Genomic DNA, 20,608 nt, shown 5'->3' on the forward strand with positions numbered 1-20,608 from the left:
TTGAAATGCATTCTATATTGTTTATATTTGATTATTAATCACGTAAAAGTTTAAAAACTATTTCCTAATGACTTCTAATAGCGCGACAAATTCTTCATTAAGTAGCACCGCAAATACCAAGTTATTTGATGGTGTGGTGGTATTTACCCAATTAATTAACAGCGGCAGTTTTACCGCTGCTGCCGAAGCAACCGGCCACTCGACTTCTTATATCAGTAAAGAAATTAACAAGCTGGAGGCGCGACTTGGGGTTAGATTAATTAATCGCACTACGCGTTCGCTAGGCCTAACGCCGGAAGGCAAACTCTATTACGAACAATGCGTGCAACTTGTTCAAGATGGTGAGCAAGCATTAGGCTTGATGCATCAGCATGATATGGTGCCACGCGGTACGCTAAGAATTAGCTGTCCAGTTGCGTTGTCGAACGATTATTTGCAGCCAATTTTGTCCCGCTTCATGGCCAAGTATCCGCAGGTAGAGCTGCTACTCGATCTCAATGATCGCAAAGTGGATGTAATTCAAGATGGCTTCGATGCGGTGATCCGCGCCACCCATCAACTGGAAGAGTCCAGTTTAATTTGCCGAAAAATTATGTCAGGTAAGGCATATACGGTTGCTTCACACGACTATGTGCAGCAGCGCGGCGAGCCTCAGCATCCGGACGAACTAAAACATCATCGTTGCCTGTGCTACTCCAACTTAAAACAGCCAACCCGTTGGCAGTATCTAGATAAAGAGGGGCAAACCTTCTCGGTGGATGTTAACCCCAGCATGATGTGCAACAACTCAGACATGGAATTGGCAATGGCGCTAGATGGTCATGGTATCTGTCGATTGCCAGCCTTTACCATGCAATCGGCGCTAGATGAGGGCAAACTCGCGATATTATTTCCAGACTATCCACAAGCTGATGTTGATGTTTATGTGGTTTATCCATCGCGCAAACATTTGTCGCCGAAAGTGCGCGCTTTTATTGATATGCTGGTGGATTGCAGCTCGGTTCACTCGCTGCCTTAATCACTACTCTGTCTTTACTTTTACGGATTTAGCCTGCTGAATAAAATTTATACTTGATAACTTACCTTGAGGTAAGTTATCGTAATTTTATGCAAACACGTTCCAAAAATCGCAAAGAGCAAATTATCTCAGTGGCTATGGATTTATTACAAACCCATGGTTTTGAGAATTTTAGCTATTTAGATATCGCCAATCGTCTTGCCATTACCAAGGCCAGTATTCATCATCATTTTCCAAAAAAAGAAGATCTTGGCGTGGCGCTATGTCAGGCCATTCAAGACTGGCACGAAGTGGAATTTCGCAAAATTTTACTGGCAAATATCAGTGCGCAGCAAAAGCTTGATACCTACATTAATGCCAATCTTCGCTATGCCTGTGGTAAGAATAAAATTTGCCCATTAAGTAGCTTGCAAGTAGATATCGCCTCCTTGCCAACGGCGATGCAGCCGGGATTAAAAGCGCTGGACGAACACGAGCTGGATTTTATTACCCAAGTGCTGGCGCAGGGCAGGCAACAAGGCGAGTTTAATTTTGCGGGTGAGACTAAAGGGCAAGCCATGGTGGTTGTCTTAGCTTGCAAGGCTGCGCTGCAATATTCACGCGTGCATGGCGATGATATTTTTGAACAAACCATGGCGCAAATTATGACGCTACTTGGCGTAACATCAATTGCCCAAACGGGCTTACAGCAAACCGGTTAAAAAATTTTACCCTGCTAACTTACCTTTAGGTTAGTTAAGAGGTTAGTTAGCTGGTTTACGGCGTAGTTTAAGGCGCAACAAGAAGAATAATAGTGAATTACATTGGATGCTCGCAAGTTGCCAATGAACATCACTCAGTATTACTAACAGGTATATAAATTAAAAACAAAGGAAGCAAACATAATGAGCAATGCACAACTTTTTGAACAAGTGTCATTAGGGCCATTAACCCTAGCAAACCGCACCGTAATGGCGCCGATGACCCGTACTTTTTCACCTGGCAATGTGCCAAATGACTTGGTGGTTGAATACTATCGTCGCCGCGCTCAAGGTGGTGTCGGTCTCATTATTACCGAAGGTACTTGTGTTGGTCACAAGGCAGCTTCTGGTTATCCGAATGTGCCGTTTATTGCCGGTGATGAAGCATTGGCAGGGTGGAAAAAAGTGGTTGATGCGGTACATGCTGAAGGCGGTAAAATTGCCCCGCAACTATGGCATGTTGGCGCCATTCGCAAGCCGGGCGTAGAGCCAGGTGGTGATTTACCGGGTTATGGTCCGTCTGGTATGGCATTCCCAGGCAAACAAACGGGTCATGAAATGACGCAAGCGGACATTGACGAAGTGATCCAATCCTTTGTACAAGCGGCAGTCGATGCCAAAGCCATTGGTTTTGACGCAGTTGAAATTCACGGTGCACATGGCTACTTAATTGATCAATTCTTCTGGGAAGGTACCAACCAACGCACTGATGAGTACGGCGGCGACTTAGCGGCGCGCTCTAAATTTGCAATTGAATTAGTCACTAAGATGCGCGCAGCTGTCGGTGATGACTACCCAATTATCTTCCGTTGGTCGCAGTGGAAGCAACAAGATTACAGCGCACGTTTAGTGGAGACACCTGAAGCACTAGAAGCCTTCTTAAAGCCATTAGCTGATGCCGGTGTTGATATTTTCCACTGTTCACAACGCCGCTTCTGGGAACCGGAGTTTGAAGGTAGCGAATTAAACCTTGCCGGTTGGGTGAAAAAAGTCACAGGTAAACCAACCATTACTGTTGGTAGTGTTGGCTTAAACCAAGACTTCCTGCCAGAAGATGGTACTAGCAATTTTAAAGATGCAGAAACTGTTAGCTTAGATAACCTACTAGATCGCATCGGTAAGCAGGAATTTGACTTAGTTGCGGTTGGCCGTGCCTTAATCTCTAACCCAGACTGGGTAAACAAAGTGAAAGCTGGCGAATTCGACAGCCTGAAAGCTTTTGATAAAGCCCAGTTGGCAGAATTAGTCTAGCGGAACTAGTGTAGCAAAATTAGTCTAGCTCATTTGGCTTCGCAAAACTCGTTTAGCCATAATCTTGAATTGGTTTAGTGAAGGGTTAAGCAATGCTTAACCCTTTTTATTCTACTAAACAAAATCATGTGGTTATTGGCAGTAAGAGGCTGAATAAAGCCTCATAACTTTACTTTTTTGGGGACACAGTTTATTTTGGTTGTTTAAAGCAACATCGACGAATTAGTCGACTTTGATAGCTTAACAAGCCTTTGCAAATTACACGGAAGTACGGAATGAAAAGGGATAGTTTACTGGTCGTCCTAATGACCATTGTATTGTTTAGCACTAGCATTTTTACGGTTAATGCTAATGTGCTTTCTGCCTGCCAAACCGATCTATGTATCGACTACTTTAAGCAATATAAAAAAGCGGCTAAGCGCGGTCATGCGCAAGCAATGGCGATGCTGGGTGAATTTTATTACCAAGGTTATGGTGTGAATCAAGATAAAGTCATGGCTTTAAAATATTATGAACTTGCAGCAAAGAAGGGGATAACTTCTGCGCAATACAAAGCAGGCTTAGTCTATCTAACCAATCAAGACTATTCGAATCACAAAAAAGCAATTCACTGGTTAACCAAGGCAGCAAAAGCTGACTACAAAGAAGCGAACTATTTATTGGGCCGAATTTATTTGTCGAATGAATTTGGCCTCAAAGATTTAGACAAAGCAGATCAATTTCTTACACATGCCTACAAACAGAAACACAAGGACTTACCTAAAATATTGGCAGCACTAGCGAGCCGCTATCCAGAAGACTTTTCAACTAAATTTCCTCTGCTCGATAGAGCCTATAGCCTGCAACCTTTAGTGGCTAACGGTGAGACACTAACTTGGCCTATCACGGCTAATGTTGAAGTGATAGAAGTGACGGGTTATGCACCGGAATCATTGTTTGAAGCACAACTTAACAGCTACCGAAAACCAATAAAAAGCTTAGGCAGCAGGCTGAACGGTCATTCCTGTGCCGATACGGCAGGCTGTTATCAAGTTAATAATATGCAAGAGCTAGGTGACTTTCTGTTTTAAGCGGCTCTCGCTTTGTTTTCTTGTTTTATTCTATTGTTTTATTCTACTGCTTTAATGTCTAGTGACTAAATAACGGGTGATTATAATGTTAATGATTGCCCAACCACCTCCCTTGATCACTTTACTTGCGTATTCAGTGAAGAGTTTTGCTGTTTTAAGGCTAGTTTAATAACACTCGCACCAAATCGGTACCAAAGTACTAACTTTAGTAACTTAGACTATACTGAAATCCGTCTTATCAGTCCTGACAGTGAAATAATTAACAATAAAGCCTCTTCGTGGGACTAATACCAAGCTAGTCCCCGTGCCATAAATACATACGACCCGACTGCGGTATTGTCGCTTCCAGTATTTCAAATTGGAGAGCAAGCAGGGAAAAGGGATCGCCATGAATAACCGCCTTGAGTCCGCTTTAACTAAACCAGCCATGAAACTAACAGTGTTAGTTTTTTTCTTTCTTTTATTAATTGTTAACTTGAACGCCGCCCGTGCGCAAGCCGTTGGGCCAGCAGATATTGTTGGTACCAATGGCAATGATGTGCTCAGCGGCGACAGCACCGACAATATTATCGACGGTTTGCAAGGAAACGATCAAATCAACGGCAATGGGGGGAATGATATTTTAATCGGTGGTTTAGGGAGTGACACGCTTAATGGTGGTGAAGGTATTGATACGGTGAGTTATCACAACGACATAGCCGCTGTAAGTGTGAACTTAGCGACAGGTGTTGGAGGAAATGCCTTTGGTCAGGATGCGTTAATTAGCATTGAAAATATTGTCGGCAGTATGTTTAACGATGCTTTGGTTGGTAATAGTCAAACCAATCGAATTTATGGCTTAGCAGGCGATGACGCATTTAGTTATTCACCAGGCAGTGATTTTCTCGATGGCGGAGAGGGAATTGATACCGTTAATTATTCAGCAGCAGCTGAAAGTGTGAATGCTAACTTGTTTAATCAGCAAGCAATTGTTGGCTCAACTACAGATACCATTGTGGCAATTGAAAATGTTATCGGCACTAATGGCGATGATGTTCTTGGCGGTGACAATGGCAATAATGTGCTGCTTGGGCTAGCGGGTAATGATGTGTTTCTCGGCTCACGTGGGCAAGATGTTATTGATGGTGGGCAAGGGATTGATACGCTGACATTTGCCAGTTACTTCGAGCCGTTTCTCGTGACAGGTTTGACGATTGATCTTTTTGCAGGCACCGCGACAGGTTTTGAGGTAGATACTGCCTTTACCGGTATAGAGCGAGCTACTGGCAGCATCTATAACGACACCATAACCGGTAATTTGGGAAATAATTTGCTGAATGGCGGCGCGGGTAACGATGTCCTTGATGGGTTGGCGGGTAATAATTTCCTCGATGGTGGTAGCGGTAACGATCAACTTACGGGCGGCAGCGGTCGTGATGAGTTACGCGGTGGTATTGGCAACGATCAGTTAAATGGTGGAGAGGGGCAAGAGAGGCTGTTCGGTGGCGAGGGAAACGACATCTTGTCCGGTGGTTTAGGCAATGACGTACTCGATGGGGGAGAAGGCGAAGATACGGCAAGTTTTCAGTATTCAAGAGTAGGTGTCGACATCAATCTATTGACGAATGTTACCGTTGGCGATGTTGGCGACTTTAGCGACTTTATATCGATAGAAAATATTATTGGCAGTAATTTTGATGATGTGATTTACGGCGATAACCTTCGCAACCGACTGTTTGGCGAGGATGGCAACGATACGATTATTGGCGGGTTAGAGCGCGATGAAATTGATGGTGGTGGTGGAATTGACACCGCCAGTTATATCGATGCCTTGGCCAGCGTAACGGTAGACCTTTCAACTAGTAGAGCAAGTGGCGCAGATGGCCCAGACGTCCTGATTTCGATTGAAAATGTTACGGGATCTGATTTTGCTGACACCTTAGTCGGCGACCAACACAACAATGTTTTAACGGGCGGGCGTCATGGCGATACTTTGGATGGTGGCGACGGCGAAGATACCGCTAATTATGCTCAAGCAAGCGGCGGGGTGGATGTCAACTTAAGCACTGGTCAATCATTTGGTGCGGATGGCAGCGATACCTTAATTTCAATAGAAAACCTTGCTGGCAGTGATTTTAACGATAACTTAACGGGTGATAGTGGTAACAATAAACTGCTGGGCGGTGCCGGTAATGACGTTTTACAAGGTAACTTGGGAGATGACCTATTAATAGGCGGCACAGGCAATGACACCGCGCGCTATGCCGATGCCAGCGACAGTGTCACTGTTAACCTAGCAGCAGGTACTGCCAGTGGTGCAGATGGCAATGATACCTTATTGCAGATTGAGAATGTTATTGGCTCAAGCCACGACGATACCCTTATTGGTAACGCGAATAATAACCAGCTGTTAGGTGGACAAGGCAATGATATCTTGGCCGGACAAGGAGGAGAAAATCTCTTAAATGGTGGTGATGGCTTTGATATAGCCTCTTATCAAATGTCAGATAACGCCGTGCTTGTCGATCTGCTCTTGGGTCAGGCCAATACTGAAGGCACCAGTAACGATACCTTGGTCTCGATAGAGGGTGTATTGGGCTCACAATTTGACGATGTTCTGATTGGCGACAATGGTAACAACCTACTAGAAGGATTGGGTGGCAATGATTTATTGATTGGTCGCGCAGGCAATAATGCATTAGTTGGCGGCAGCGGCAATGACACTGCCAGTTATGTTGGCGCGACCAGCGGCGTACTCGTCAATCTAGCGATTGGCGAAGCGACTAACGGTGATGGTCGCGATTCCTTAACTAGCATCGAAAATGTCAGTGGTAGCCAATATAACGATATTTTAATTGGTGATGCGGGTCGCAACAGCTTATTTGGCGATGCTGGTGATGATTTGCTCATCGGTGGTGGTGGCAGCGACATTTTCAGTGGTGGCGATGGCTTAGATACAGTGAGTTATCAGCAAACGGTTAATAGCGTGGTCGTCAATCTCGCTGATGGCACGGCGCAAACCGCGACAGGTATTGATTTACTGGTCGAGGTTGAAAACGTCATTGGCACGGCGCAAAACGATATTTTAATCGGCAACAACCAAGATAATGTGCTTACTGGCGGCCTAGGTGACGATGTGATTAATGGTGGCGCAGGTACAGACACGGCAAGTTACCAACAAGCCAGTGGCAGTGTGAGCGTTAATCTAGCAAGCTTTAGCGCAACGGGTGCCGCTGGTAATGACAGTTTAGTGCTGATAGAGAATGTGATTGGCTCTGCTCACAATGACATCTTGATTGGTGATAGCCAAAACAATGTGCTTACTGGCGGCCAAGGCAATGATGTGATAAACGGCGGCAGCGGCGCAGATACTGCAGACTATCAAGATGCTGTTGGTAGCGTGAATGTGAATTTAACGGCTGGCACAGCTTCAGGCGGCGCGGGCAATGACGCCTTAATTGCCATTGAAAATATCACAGGTTCAGATTTTGACGATAGCTTGGTTGGCAACAGTCAAGACAATATCTTACAGGGTAATCTGGGCAATGATGTGCTCAACGGTCTTGCTGGTAACGATACGGTTTCCTATATCGATGCTGCTGGTGGCGTGAATGTAAATTTAACCACCGGGCAAGCCGCTGGCGCGGATGGCAATGACACCTTAATTTCTATTGAGAATATTATTGGCAGCCAGCACAACGATACGCTGATTGGCAATGATCAAGACAACACGCTAATTGCAGGCGAAGGCAACAATATGCTCGAAGGTGGTCGTGGCAATGATGTTTTACTGGGCGGCTCAGGCATTGACACCGCAAGCTATGAGCATGCAGCTGGCGCAGTTTTGATTAACCTAGCCAGCAATACAGCAACAGGTGCAGATGGCAATGACACCTTAGTGCAAATTGACAATGTTATTGGCTCTGCGCATAACGACATCTTAATTGGTGATGCCACTAACAATGTGCTCTCTGGTGGAATGGGTAACGATATTTTAGTTGGCGGTGCAGGCATTAACACGCTTGATGGCGGTGCAGGCAGTGATACCGTGAGCTATAGCAATAACGATGGGCAAGTCACTGCAGATTTAGTCACAGGTGTGGTTACTACTGCCAATAGTGTCGACTTGCTGACGAATATTGAAGGGCTGGTCGGCTCGAAAAATAATGACACTTTATTGGGGGATGATGCTGACAACGTGTTTGATGGCAGAGATGGCGATGATCTGTTGATGGGGCGTGGTGGCAACGATACGTTATCAGGTGGCTTGGGTAATGATACTGCCAGCTATGAATTTGCCAATGGCGGTGTTGTCGCGAATCTATCGACAGGACAAGCGAGCGGCGCAGATGGTACAGACACGTTAAGCTCAATCGAAAACCTCATTGGTAGTCAACATAACGACCAGCTAACGGGCAATACTGCAAACAACCTGCTAGTTGGCGGCGATGGCGATGACATGCTCACTGGTGGTCTCGGCAACGACAGTTTAATTGGTGGTACTGGCAATGACACCGCCAACTATAGTTCGGCCACAGGCAGTGTTGTTGTCGACTTGGTTGGTAACCTTGCACAAGGCGCAGATGGCACTGACTTACTGAGCAGTATTGAAAACATTGTCGGCTCAGCTCATAACGATGTGTTGTTGGGAAATGATGGCGATAACCTACTTACTGGTGGTCTCGGGAACGACAGTTTAGTTGGCGGTGCTGGCAATGACACCGCGAGCTACCAAGACAGTATCGGTGGTGTTGCTGTTGATTTAGCCAATAATAACGCGACCGGCGCTGCGGGTAATGACACCTTAGTACAAATCGAAAATGTTATTGGTTCAGCGCATAACGATAAGCTTATTGGCGATAGTCTGGCCAATACGCTCACTGGCGGACTCGGCAACGACATTTTAGATGGTGGCGATGGTATTGATACCGCTAGCTATCTTGAGGCAGGCACTGGTGTTACGGTTGATTTGTCCACTGGGCAATCATCAGGTGGGTCGGGTAATGATACCCTCTCGGCCATTGAAAATATTACTGGCTCGAATTTCAATGATCAGCTTAGTGGTGATGGACTAGACAATATGCTGACAGGGGGACTTGGCGATGACGTGCTCAATGGTCAAGGTGGCATTGATACAGCCAGTTATGCCGATGCCAAGGCAAGTGTCGCAGTGAATTTAGCGTTAGGTAATGCATCAGGTGGTGCAGGCAATGACACCTTGATAGCGATTGAAAATATTGTTGGCAGTGAGCACAGCGATAGCTTGCATGGTGACAGTGGCGATAATCGACTGGATGGCGGCGCTGGCAATGATGTATTACAAGGTGCGCAGGGTAATGATGTATTGGTCGGGGGGCTTGGCACGGACACGGCGAGCTACGCTAATGCTGACGGAGCTGTTGTCGTTAATTTAGCTAACGGCTTGGCTTCTGGCACCGATGGCAGTGATACCTTATTTTCAATTGAAAATGTCGTCGGTTCAGCCTTTGATGATCAATTAACCGGTAACGGCGCCAGCAATGTGCTGCGCGGTGGTTTAGGGTCGAATGTGTTAGACGGCGGCGCAGGCATTGATGAAGCTAATTATGACTGGAGCACTAGTGGCGTTGAGATTGACCTGCAAGCAAAAACAGCAATGGGTACAGGCTTTTCTGATCAGCTGGTAAGTATTGAAACCGCACGAGGAAGTGAGCATAACGACATATTGCGTGCAGGGCTGAACAGTAATCTTGTCGGGGGCAAAGGAAATGACGAGCTTTACAGTGGTACTTGCATTAATAGCCTCGATGGAGGCGAAGGAAATGACGTTATTAACATCCAGCTTAATGCGGGCGATGAGAGTACCAGTAAGGCTGCCGGCGATGAAGGGAATGATTGGCTCAAACTGACCAGCGATGCTGGTGCTGTTATTAATCTCACATCTGGCGAAATCACTATAGATAACTCACTTCGCTACAACGTTAATACCATTGAAAACGTCCAAGCAACGGCTTTTGCCGATGAGATTGTCGGCAATGAACAAGACAATACCTTGATGGGCATGGCAGGTAATGACCGCCTGATAGCAACGGCAGGTAACGATATGCTGGATGGCGGCGAAGGCAATGACTGGCTCGATTACTCTGGAGTAAATAACAGTGCCAACAGTGATAATACTGCTAACGATCAGGGGGTATTTGTTAGCTTAGCGAGCGGCCAAGTTATAAAAAATAGTGGTGTCGACACTGTTATTAACGTTGAAAATGTTAAAGGCACAGCGCAAAACGACACTTTAATTGGCGATCAAGGCAATAATCAATTACTTGGCATGGCTGGTAATGACACGCTAATTGGTGGTGCTGGCGATGATTTACTCGAAGGTGGCGAAGGTAATAATCAACTTGATGGCGGTAGTGATCAAGATACGGTTAGCTACGCGTGGTCAAACATCGGCGTGACTGCGGATCTGTCAACCAGTCAAGCGCATGCAGAACATCTAAGTGATAATTATCAAAGCATTGAAAATCTTATGGGATCGCAATCAGGTGATACTTTAATTGGCGATAGTCAAGCCAACAGGCTTAGCGGTTTAGCGGGTAATGATACCTTGCAAGGTATGGCGGGTGATGATTGGTTAAGTGGTGGCAGTGGCAATGATCACTTGCAAGGCGGCACGGGAAGTGACGTGTTACTTGGTGGCAGTGGCGACAATATACTTGACGGTGGTGAGGGAGTTGACTGGGTAAGTTATGCGAACTCGGACGAGAGCACCCATGTCGACCTACTAAATCGTGGCGGTGGCGGCGTTAACAGTAATGATGTGTTGATAGCCATTGAAAATATTCGTGGCTCTAGATTTGATGACACACTTATTGGCGACAATACCGATAATCACTTAGCCGGTTTAGGCGGTGATGACATGCTTTATGGTGGGCGCGGTAACGATACTTTAAATGGTGGCTCGGGTATAAATATCATAGATGGTGGCGAGGGCAGCGATTGGGTGATCTATGTTGATGCAACCAGCGCAGCAAGCGTCACATTAAATGAGAATGAAGTCAGCTTTGGCAATGCCGGCGGTCGCTCAGATTTATTGACGGATATTGAAAATATCAGAGGCTCTGCATTTAATGATCGACTAACAGGGAATGATCAAGACAATATTTTTGAGGGATTATCAGGTATCGATACATTAAATGGTGGCGGTGGTCGCAACATACTTTACGGCGGTGAAGGCAACGATAGGTACGTTGTTGAACTTGGCCGCGAAGGGCAACATACCATCCGCGACAGTGCTGGAGAGGATAATCTATTGCTTTATAGCCCAACTGTTGCCCTGAGCAACCTCGCAGCAACTTACACACAGCAACAAGGATTGTTACTCGAATTTAATGACCAAGATAGTGCCTTAATAGAAAATCAATATTCAGGTGCAGGTTCCGTGATTAATTCCTTGTCAATGTCTAATAACAATCAAGGAGTGATAGCATTAAATGTAAGCTTTGAGCAGTTGATTACCGCTGGCGAGTTTGATCAATATGCGATTGCAGGCGATTTTGCGACGAGTAGCCAACTTGCTAATTCCAGCCAACTGACAGTTGCAGGCAAATTGACTAATCAGCATACTCTATCCAATGTCGGGCAACTAACAGTTAACAATGGCGGCAGTATTGATAATGTCGTGGGCACTCTGAATAACCAGCAAGGCGCTACGATTGACTTTGCCAGTAGCAATACCTTATCAGGTATGCTGATCAACAACGGCGTGGTTCGTGTGAGTACCGACGATATTTTAGCGCTGACAGATACTACGCTCTCAGGATCAGGTAGCTTTATTGGCCAAACGCTACTGACCAACGCGCAAATAAATGCAGGCAATAGCCCTGGATTGATGACATTTGGCGGCGATACGGTTTGGGACAATGTTGATTTGACGGTGGAGCTCAGCGTCGATGGTAATGGCGGCTTGATTCACGACACCATTAATATTCTTGGTAATTTAACCCTGCTGAGCGCGCTGGATATTGATTTTCAATTTCTGGGCGGCCTTGAATTACCTGATGTACTTGGGCAAACACTGGACTTCCTTAATATTAGTGGCGATGTGCTGGACGATGCGGGCGAGCTAATCAATCTTAGCGAATTTGATGTCAATTTAGTCTCTGGCTGGGCAGGCCAGTGGGTCAACGATGTGAATGGTTGGCGTCTAGCGCTGACATTGGCACAACTGCCAACTGACGTGCCTGAGCCGAGTACTCTATTTTTGTTATTGATCTCAAGTGTTGGGTTAGTGCAAAAAAGAAAAGCTGCTAGGTTTTACTGCCTCCGATGGATTATCTTCAGCCGTTTGACACCGGACAAAAATTCAAGATTAAGTACTTTTCAGTAACGCTTTGTCTAGTTGACTGCAAAGCCGTTTCTTTAACTAAATAAATCACTTATTCGTTTAAATGGAAGTACATTTTGTAAACGCAAGTTGTTGGATTATTCAACTTCACTTTCTCGTAATATTTTTCTAGTATGGTTCTGTTAACAAATGGTTAACACTGGACGGTGGTGTATCATTTCTATCAGAACAGCATCATGGCTCGGATAATAACGATAAAAATTAGAAGTATATTGGGGTGAAGGTATGAGTAATTTTACGCGTCGCGCGTTCATCAAAGCGTCAATGGCAGGCTTTGGTACAGCAGTAATTTCCACAGGATTAATGGGGTGTTCGGATGATGACGATGAGGTACCTGTCTCACCGATTATACCAGTAGCTTTCAACCACGGTGTTGCTTCCGGTGACCCACTAGATAACGCCGTTATTATTTGGACGCGCGTAACGCCTTTATCAGCAGTCGATAGCGTCAGTGTTAGCTGGCAAGTAGCCACTGATGCAGAGTTTAATGACTTAGTTCACAACGGTACAACCGAAGCTGAAGCTGGCTCTGACTTCACCGTAAAAATCGATCTTCAACAACTAGCCGCCAATACAAGGTACTATTACCGCTTTGTTTCTGGTGAAACTTTCTCTCCTGTTGGTATGACGAAAACCTTACCAGTGGGCTCAGTGGCACAAGTTAAATTAGCGGTATTTTCTTGCGCAAACTATCCTGCAGGTCAATTCAATGCCTACCACAGCGCAGCAAAGCTTGATGACTTAGATGCGGTAGTACATTTGGGCGATTACATTTATGAATATGGCGATGGTGGTTTTGCCACGGAAAATGCTGAGGCCATTGGCCGAGCATTACCTGCCGACAATAATACCGAATGTATTACCTTAGAAGACTATCGCAAACGCTACGCGCTTTATCGTAGCGACACAAGCTTGCAGCAATTACACCAGCAAGTACCTTTTATCACGGTTTGGGATGATCACGAGGTGACTAACGATGCGTGGCGTGATGGGGCAGAAAATCACAATGAAGGGGAAGGCGATTACCAAGTACGCAAAGCGGCAGGTTTGCAGGCCTACTTTGAGTGGTTACCTATTCGCCCTATCGCGACCAGTGACTACGAGCGCATTTTCCGCAGTTTCCAATTTGGCGATTTAGTTAACTTACATATGCTAGATACACGTTTGCTTGCTCGCGATGAACAGCTTGATTATCAAAACTTTATTGACCCAACAACGGGGCAGTTAGATGCGATTGGTTTTACTACGGCAATGAGCGCAAATCGCAGTTTGCTGGGGGCCGAACAAATTGGCTGGTTGCAATCGGGGTTAGTGGCGTCTTCTGCAACTTGGCAGGTACTAGGTCAACAGATATTGATGGGACGCATGAATGTTCCTGCTGAACTATTAGCAGGGTTTGCCAATCCATCACCCGCATTGTTGCAAACCTTTGGCGAACTGGCACAAATTAAAGGGCGTATAGCCGCTGGCGACCCGACGGTAACTGAGCAAGAGCGCGCGCGTGTTGCAATTGAAATTCCTTACAATCTAGATGCATGGGATGGCTATGCGGTTGAGCGTGAAGTGGTTTTAGGGACCGCAAAATCCCTAAATCACAACTTAGTAGTGCTAGCTGGAGACACCCACAATGCGTGGGCCAACAACCTAACCGACCAATCAGGAAGCAATGTTGGGGTTGAATTCGCCACCGCGGGTGTTAGCTCCCCGGGTTTAGAAACCTTTTTGAGTGTGCCAGAAAGCTTTGTTCCTCAGGCAGAACAAGCACTGCAAGTGCTAGTCAATGATTTGCAATATACTAATATCGCGAACCGCGGCTATATGGTAGTCACATTTACTGAACAAGCGGCAACGGCGCAGTGGGTACATTTAGATACGGTAGCCAGCACGAATTATCAGACACTTGAGGGGCGCAGCAATACCTTAACCGTAGCAGCAGGCACTAACGTTATTCAAAGCTAGCTATTTAGCGTTACGGTTATCGATGAAATGCCAGTCGTTGACTGGCATTTTTGTTTGATGGTGAATAATCAGGGGATTATTCAATACAACGTTACTAACGCTACCCTGGATTAGCGCTCTCCTTGAATTTCAAACGAATCACTTTTTAATCGCGCTTTTCCATCGCTTTCAACTACCCAATGCTCGCGATGTACTACGCCATAGGCTTTATTCATTTGCCAGCTTGAAGTCAGAATATAGCCACCATCTTCAGCTACTTCCCATTTTACATTTGAGTAAACAACATCAGCAAAACCTTGGTCAATGATATTTTGCCAGCACTGTTGGATTGCTTCACGCCCTGTAAAAGTGCCAATCGGCTTAGCTTCCATTACACAATCTTGCGCATATTGCGCCGCACAGCCAGCAGCGTCTTGATTGTTAAATGCAGTTTGCCAAGCGTTAATGCCAGCTTTACACAGTGCTAATGTTTCTTCATTTGTCATCGTATTTCCCGTTGTTCTTGGGTTGAATCAGTTGGGGATATCATAAAGGCATCAATTGTTATGAAAAACAAGGTTAATAGAATTGTGTGTTTGAAAATATGAAACAATAATAATTAACAAATAATTAAATACCGAAAGGTTGCAGCTAAGTGGATAGCAAAATGCGTGAGAGGTTGCTAACAAGTGAATAAATTACGTCATATGTCGATATTTGCACATATCGTTGAATCAGGCTCAATTACTGAGACAGCAGCGACACTTGGCTTGTCGAAATCAGTGGTTAGCCAGCACCTTAGCGCGTTAGAAAACGACTTAGGTGTTCTCTTGATCAAACGGACAACACGCAAGCATACGCTAACTGATGCAGGGCGTGCTTTTTATCACTCATGCCAAGAAATCAATAAGCTAACCGAGCATGCTTGGCAACAAGCGCAGGAATCATTAATTTGTCCACAAGGAAAAGTCAGGATAACCGCCCCAAATGCGTTAATGGATATCATCATTGCACCAGCAATTGGTGAGTTAATTCGCAAGCATCCGTTATTGGAACCAGAGTTGATTAGTTGTGATACCCCAGTTGATTTGTTGGCTGAAAACATTGATATCGCGATTAGAGTTGGTAGCTCTTCAATGAGTAATATTAAACAGCGAAGAATTGGTCAGTTTCGCGATGTGCTTTGTGGTAGTACAGAATTGCTACGTAAAAGTGATGCATCACAAGCAAAGTACATCGCAAATCATTGGCAAGGCCAGCAAATTGAGCACCGTTTTATCGATAAAAATGGTAAAACAGTAAGCTTTGAAGCAACTGCTCATTGTCGTGCAAACTCTTTCTATACCTGCCTTACCCTGCTCAAACAGGGAACTGGCATAGGGTTAATACCCGATTTTCATTTTTACCAATCAGCTCCGCAGTTACAGGAAGTTTTTCCAGACTTACAGCTTGAAGCGAATCCGGTTTATGCCTTACATACTTATGACCGCTATTTACCTGCTGGTATCAAAGCCTGCATTGAAGCGATAGAGCAACAGCTTACCGACTGTTACACGGTACAAGGCTACTAGGCGCTAGCGAAAGCTAAATCTTCAATCGCGGGTTTATTTGCTAGGTCTGAATTACGTATAATAAGCAACCGCATCGGCGCAGGTAAGGTGCCGGTGTTTGTTTTGACTAAAAAGGCTCGCAATTAACTTGATGATTTCTCATAAACTTTCTGTAGCACCTATGCTTGATTGGACAGATCGCCACTGTCGTTACTTCTATCGTTTACTTTCTGCCAGTACTGTACTTTACACCGAAATGGTGACCACAGGCGCTATTATCTTTGGTAAAGGTGATTATCTTGGTTTTAATGAAGAAGAGCATCCAGTGGTATTGCAGTTAGGTGGCAGTGACCCGCAAGCGATGGCTGAGTGTGCTAAACGTGCGGCCGCTTTGGGTTATGACGAAATTAACATTAACGTAGGTTGTCCGTCTGATCGCGTACAAAATGGCCGTTTCGGTGCATGTTTAATGGCAGAGCCAGCGTTGGTCGCTGAATGCGTTAAGCAGATGAAAGACGCCGCCGATATTCCGATCACGGTAAAATCTCGCATCGGTATTGACGATCAAGACAGTTATGAGTTCCTACACGAATTTATTTCGACAATTGAAACCTCAGGCTGTAATCACTTTATTATTCATGCTCGTAAAGCTTGGCTATCTGGCCTTAGCCCAAAACAAAACCGCGATATTCCACCGCTTGACTACAGTCGTGTTTACCAAATTAAGCAAGACTTTAATCACTTAGAAATTTCTATTAACGGTGGTATCAAAACCTTTGATGAATCACTTGAGCATTTAAATCATATTGATGGTGTGATGATTGGTCGTGAAATTTATCAAAACCCGTACCTGCTGGCGCAGGCAGACCAAGTGATTTACGGTCAAGATAAACCAATAGTCTCTCGTGCAGAAGTCATTGAGAAAATGGCCTTGTATATTGATAAACATGTTGCTGGCGGTAATAAGGCTAAAGCCTCACACGTGACCCGCCATATGCTAGGGTTATGCAACGGTTTACCGGGCGCTAAGCAGTTTCGTCGCTATTTAAGTGAAAATGCGATGTTAGCTGGCGAAACGGGTGATGTATTACGCCGCGCATTTGACCTCGTCAATGAAGATGCAGTCAGCATTGCTTCTTAAAAAAGATTAATGAGAGCCATTTAGCTAGAGCGAAAGTGGCTCAAAGCTCACTGAATGACGAGTTTATCGTGAATAATTAAATTAGCTAAATTTTGCACTAATAATTGGTGAATTTTACTAACATACACTGCAAATGTTAATGAGTCCACCTTAGCTTGTAACTAAGTTTAAAATTAAATTTCCTTAATTTACAATCACATAATATTTTTTTCATTGTCTGGCACAACCTTTGTAAAGGTAAATGCAACTTAACTAATAACGCAGTCGTTAGTTAACTTTTTACTTAAACAAATGGATATATTGGAGCCGAACATGAAATCACTAACCACTACCTTAGCAGCCGTCAGTTTATTATTTGGTGCGAGCGCATTTGCGACAGAAAACAATAACGCCGAGCAACTAGCTGCTGAGCTGATTAAGCAACAAAATGCACAAGTCAGTGAAACGGTTGCTAAGCAAGTAAACCAAGACATTCAGTTTACGCTACGAGCAATGCAGTTACCTGTAGTTGAATTAAACGACAGCATGCTGGCGAAGGCTGAGCAGGGCAAAGTGCCAAGCACAGCAGCTAGCAACGCTAAATTCGCTGAATAGTCACGCAGGTAATTGCCTATGTTTAGTTTAGCTACACTGTTTGCAATCATGATGGCACCAGCCATTGCAGCCTTGATGACATCATTAGTTGTAAGACTATTTGAACAACGCACATTTGAGCAAAAGTTTGATACCGAACGCAGTTTGTTTCGGTCAGACTTGGCAAAATCTGAAGTAAGCTAGAATAAGGTATGTTTGTTACCTATTGGCAGCCTACCTTATTTAGCGCTTTTTTTATTGGTTTTGCTTAATGTAATTCGCCCTCATTTTTCCATTTGGTATCGTTCATCGCCTCCTAGGCAAACCCTCTATAAAACTCATTAGTTAATTTCTAACCAGCTTAGACACTTTATTACAGTATATTCGCCTGTACACTTTGGAATAATTCGACTAGTTTGAAGTCAGTATTTTCCTATCTTCTGTTTATCATGCATAGCAACACGCCATTGATCAGTGTTCACCAATTAAAATCAAAATTAAACCAACAAAATCTGCTTATTCTTGATGCCAGTATGCCGCCTGTCGTGCCGCAAGAACGACCTCAAAATTGCTGGCCTAACACCATCATTCCCAATGCTAAACGTATGGATATTGAGCAAGACTTTTGTGACCAATCAGCGAGTTTTCCGCACACCTTACCTTCTCCACAAGCATTTGAGGCGGCGATTCGCCAGCTTGGGATAAATGGTGATGAGCATATCGTTGTTTATGATGATTTAGGGTTATTCTCTGCCGCACGTGCATGGTGGATGTTAACGTCGATGGGACATGAAAATGTGAGTGTGCTTGATGGTGGCTTGCCGGCATGGTTAGCAGCGGGTTTGCCCAGTGAAAAAGCGAATACTAATGGCATCGCCAAAGGTGAGTTTACGAGCCGTTTTAATGCATCGATGTTTGTTAATTATCAGCAGGTAGCGACGTACTTGGCGGATAAAAGTCATGTGATACTTGATGCGAGAGCTAGTGCTCGCTTTTTAGGACAAACTCCAGAGCCTAGAGTAGGAGTTCGAAGCGGTCATATGCCAGGGGCGGTTTCGCTGCCCTATGCTCAGTTGATGCGCGATGGATTGCTATTGTCATCAGATGAGCTATCAAGGGAGTTTAAAGCGTTAAACCCTGATAATTTACCTATGATAACAACCTGTGGTTCGGGTATAACCGCCTGCATTTTGGCGTTAGCTGCAACGCTCGCTGGCTATCAGGATATTGCTGTTTATGATGGCTCGTGGGCAGAATGGGGCTCATTAACTGGCTTGCCAGTTACACCGGGTTAATCGGTTTATGTTAGAGCCGAAAACTACAACAGGATAAAGTCCATTTAATGCTGGACAAATTACAGTGCTGTTTTTAACGGAACTTAAGTTTCACATCATCCAACGCTTAGCCACTTAATTTCATCCATCGTGTAACCACTTCATTGCTTGTCCAATTAACTGTTGCATGCGCCTTTGCGCTAAAACTTCATCAAGGGCTGATCGCTCTTTCCAAGTGTTGAATTAGCGTCTACTAACTGTGTTGCTATAGCTATCACACTGTTATACGTATCACACGCGCCGATAACGAATTTGCTTTTTATAGATAAGGGCACCCAGCAAAAGCGGCGGAATAATCTGTTTTGGTTGTTACTTTGGGCTTGTTACTTTTTGGTGATGGTGAATTTCACCAAGCTGGTGGTTAAATAAACTAAAATATCGTATGACATATTATGTCTTGATTGTGGTGCTTTCTGTAGTGATTTAATAAAACCCTTAATAATCAGCTGGATAAAAAATATTTAAGGATTGGCATATCACTTGTAATAACTAATACAAACGCAGCATGGGCTGCTGATTAAATTAGCTTAAAAAGGAAAGTGAGATGAACAAGTTAAAAACAATTTTAGTTGGTTCAGTAATGTCGATGTCTTTACTGGCGGTAACCGCAAATACAGCACAAGCCGCTGAAGTATCAACTGAACAAGCCATTACTCAGTTTGTTGTAGCACAAGGAAAACAAGTGGTTGCTAGTTTAGGAGAGCAGTTACAAACGTCTATCGCTGACTCAATTGCTGAAAGTATCGCTGAGTTTTCAATTGATGAAAGCTTTACTTGGTCAACCGATGAAGCGGAGGTTGCAGACGCAACTGATGAAGCTGACAGTGAGCCAAAAACAGAATCTAGTGAAGAAGAATAGGAGATTACCTCATGGGAATGTTTACACGATTTGCAGACATCATTAATGCCAACATTAACAGTATGTTAGATAAGGCCGAACAGCCTGAGAAAATGATCCGTTTGATCATTCAAGAAATGGAAGAGACCTTGGTTGAGGTGAGATCTACTGCGGCGAAACATATTGCTGAGCAGAAAACCATTAACCGCCAGGTGGCATCATTGGAAAAGAGCGCAGCAAGCTGGCAAGAAAAAGCAGAGCTAGCGATTAGCAAAGGCCGCGATGACCTCGCCAAAAGTGCCTTAGCTGAGAAGCACAAAGTGAAACAGCAAATGGTGACCTTACAAGAAGAAGCCGACAAGTTGGAAGAGTTCTTAGCCAGTGTGCAAGAAGATGGTCAACGATTACAAACCAAACTTGCAGAGGCTAAGCGCCGCCAAGAAGCGTTGTTGTTACGCCAAGAGTCAGCAGAAGTTCGATTAAAAGTGCGTGAAAAGTCAACGCAATACAATATTGACGAAGCGATTAACCGATTTGAGCGCTATCAACAAAAAATTGAGCGTGTAGAAGCGGAAGTAGAGGCCTACGACATGACCCAAAATCAAGATTTGGACAGTCAATTTAGAGCCTTAGAAAATGACGATAACATTGACCAAGAACTCGCGACATTGAAGCAGAAAGTGAGTAATGCCGCTTGAACTAAATCAAGTGAAAAGGATACGGGAACATGGACGTTGATTTGATGTTTATATTGATGTGTTTAATGCCAGTTATCGCTTTTGCTATTGCT

General features: G+C 44.5%; 14 protein-coding genes. 13 read left to right on the forward strand and 1 reads right to left on the reverse strand.

From position 1 onward, the window contains the following. Positions 1–67: 67 nt before the first annotated feature. The 6 genes from DXX92_RS02155 to DXX92_RS02180 all read left to right on the forward strand — a co-directional run bounded on the left by DXX92_RS02155 (position 68) and on the right by DXX92_RS02180 (position 14,403). A complete protein-coding gene (locus DXX92_RS02155) occupies positions 68–1,018 on the forward strand; it encodes a LysR family transcriptional regulator (protein WP_115998920.1) in 951 nt (316 codons plus the stop codon). A gap of 89 nt (positions 1,019–1,107) precedes the next feature. Continuing rightward, complete coding sequence (locus tag DXX92_RS02160; RefSeq protein WP_115998921.1) at positions 1,108–1,719, forward strand: TetR/AcrR family transcriptional regulator; 612 nt, start codon at positions 1,108–1,110, stop codon at positions 1,717–1,719. A 183-nt stretch (positions 1,720–1,902) separates the two neighbouring features. Further along, positions 1,903–3,009, forward strand: coding sequence for an NADH:flavin oxidoreductase (locus tag DXX92_RS02165; RefSeq protein WP_115998922.1), 1,107 nt, complete (start codon positions 1,903–1,905; stop codon positions 3,007–3,009). A gap of 275 nt (positions 3,010–3,284) precedes the next feature. Continuing rightward, positions 3,285–4,079, forward strand: coding sequence for a tetratricopeptide repeat protein (locus DXX92_RS02170; RefSeq protein WP_115998923.1), 795 nt, complete (start codon positions 3,285–3,287; stop codon positions 4,077–4,079). 388 nt (positions 4,080–4,467) lie between these two features. Further along, complete coding sequence (locus DXX92_RS02175; RefSeq protein ID WP_115998924.1) at positions 4,468–12,426, forward strand: beta strand repeat-containing protein; 7,959 nt, start codon at positions 4,468–4,470, stop codon at positions 12,424–12,426. A 243-nt stretch (positions 12,427–12,669) separates the two neighbouring features. After that, positions 12,670–14,403 (forward strand): alkaline phosphatase D family protein, encoded by a 1,734-nt coding sequence (locus DXX92_RS02180; protein WP_115998925.1) that lies wholly within the window; start codon positions 12,670–12,672, stop codon positions 14,401–14,403. A gap of 110 nt (positions 14,404–14,513) precedes the next feature. Here the strand turns inward: DXX92_RS02180 and DXX92_RS02185 are convergent, their stop codons facing one another. Beyond that, positions 14,514–14,888 carry a YybH family protein gene (locus DXX92_RS02185; RefSeq protein ID WP_115998926.1) on the reverse strand — a complete coding sequence of 125 codons (375 nt, stop codon included), beginning with the start codon at positions 14,886–14,888 and terminating at the stop codon, positions 14,514–14,516. 183 nt (positions 14,889–15,071) lie between these two features. On the opposite strand from DXX92_RS02185, the gene DXX92_RS02190 reads away from it, so the two are divergent. The 7 genes from DXX92_RS02190 to pspA all read left to right on the forward strand — a co-directional run bounded on the left by DXX92_RS02190 (position 15,072) and on the right by pspA (position 20,516). Beyond that, the gene (locus DXX92_RS02190) at positions 15,072–15,953 is read left to right on the forward strand and encodes a LysR family transcriptional regulator (RefSeq protein ID WP_115998927.1); all 882 of its coding nucleotides are present in this window, start codon (positions 15,072–15,074) and stop codon (positions 15,951–15,953) included. Positions 15,954–16,083: 130 nt separating this feature from the next. Beyond that, on the forward strand, positions 16,084–17,073 hold the full coding sequence (gene dusA / locus DXX92_RS02195; protein ID WP_115998928.1) for a tRNA dihydrouridine(20/20a) synthase DusA: 990 nt from the start codon (positions 16,084–16,086) through the stop codon (positions 17,071–17,073). A gap of 312 nt (positions 17,074–17,385) precedes the next feature. Next, on the forward strand, positions 17,386–17,667 hold the full coding sequence (locus tag DXX92_RS02200; RefSeq protein ID WP_115998929.1) for a hypothetical protein: 282 nt from the start codon (positions 17,386–17,388) through the stop codon (positions 17,665–17,667). Positions 17,668–17,685: 18 nt separating this feature from the next. Then, entirely contained in the window at positions 17,686–17,850 is a 165-nt protein-coding gene (locus DXX92_RS19065) for a hypothetical protein (protein WP_181901522.1), read from the forward strand. A 245-nt stretch (positions 17,851–18,095) separates the two neighbouring features. Then, positions 18,096–18,941, forward strand: coding sequence for a sulfurtransferase (locus tag DXX92_RS02205; RefSeq protein ID WP_115998930.1), 846 nt, complete (start codon positions 18,096–18,098; stop codon positions 18,939–18,941). Between the two features lie 583 nt (positions 18,942–19,524). Continuing rightward, positions 19,525–19,839, forward strand: a complete 315-nt coding sequence (locus DXX92_RS02210; RefSeq protein WP_115998931.1) for a hypothetical protein — start codon at positions 19,525–19,527, stop codon at positions 19,837–19,839. Between the two features lie 11 nt (positions 19,840–19,850). Beyond that, positions 19,851–20,516, forward strand: coding sequence for a phage shock protein PspA (gene pspA / locus DXX92_RS02215; RefSeq protein ID WP_115998932.1), 666 nt, complete (start codon positions 19,851–19,853; stop codon positions 20,514–20,516). The last annotated feature ends 92 nt before the right edge of the window (positions 20,517–20,608 follow it).

Origin of the sequence: Thalassotalea euphylliae (genome assembly GCF_003390395.1) — a bacterium.
In the GTDB taxonomy this organism is placed as follows: domain Bacteria; phylum Pseudomonadota; class Gammaproteobacteria; order Enterobacterales; family Alteromonadaceae; genus Thalassotalea_F; species Thalassotalea_F euphylliae_C.

Bases quoted from the DNA above. Each gene is read 5' to 3' on its own strand.
- pspA (WP_115998932.1), top strand. From the start codon at position 19,851: ATGGGAATGTTTACACGATTTGCAGACATCATTAATGCCAACATTAAC.
- dusA (WP_115998928.1), top strand. From the start codon at position 16,084: ATGATTTCTCATAAACTTTCTGTAGCACCTATGCTTGATTGGACAGAT.
- DXX92_RS02185 (WP_115998926.1), bottom strand. From the start codon at position 14,888: ATGACAAATGAAGAAACATTAGCACTGTGTAAAGCTGGCATTAACGCT.
- DXX92_RS02175 (WP_115998924.1), top strand. From the start codon at position 4,468: ATGAATAACCGCCTTGAGTCCGCTTTAACTAAACCAGCCATGAAACTA.
- DXX92_RS02180 (WP_115998925.1), top strand. From the start codon at position 12,670: ATGAGTAATTTTACGCGTCGCGCGTTCATCAAAGCGTCAATGGCAGGC.
- DXX92_RS02165 (WP_115998922.1), top strand. From the start codon at position 1,903: ATGAGCAATGCACAACTTTTTGAACAAGTGTCATTAGGGCCATTAACC.
- DXX92_RS02200 (WP_115998929.1), top strand. From the start codon at position 17,386: ATGAAATCACTAACCACTACCTTAGCAGCCGTCAGTTTATTATTTGGT.
- DXX92_RS02170 (WP_115998923.1), top strand. From the start codon at position 3,285: ATGAAAAGGGATAGTTTACTGGTCGTCCTAATGACCATTGTATTGTTT.
- DXX92_RS02210 (WP_115998931.1), top strand. From the start codon at position 19,525: ATGAACAAGTTAAAAACAATTTTAGTTGGTTCAGTAATGTCGATGTCT.
- DXX92_RS02160 (WP_115998921.1), top strand. From the start codon at position 1,108: ATGCAAACACGTTCCAAAAATCGCAAAGAGCAAATTATCTCAGTGGCT.
- DXX92_RS02205 (WP_115998930.1), top strand. From the start codon at position 18,096: ATGCATAGCAACACGCCATTGATCAGTGTTCACCAATTAAAATCAAAA.
- DXX92_RS02155 (WP_115998920.1), top strand. From the start codon at position 68: ATGACTTCTAATAGCGCGACAAATTCTTCATTAAGTAGCACCGCAAAT.
- DXX92_RS19065 (WP_181901522.1), top strand. From the start codon at position 17,686: ATGTTTAGTTTAGCTACACTGTTTGCAATCATGATGGCACCAGCCATT.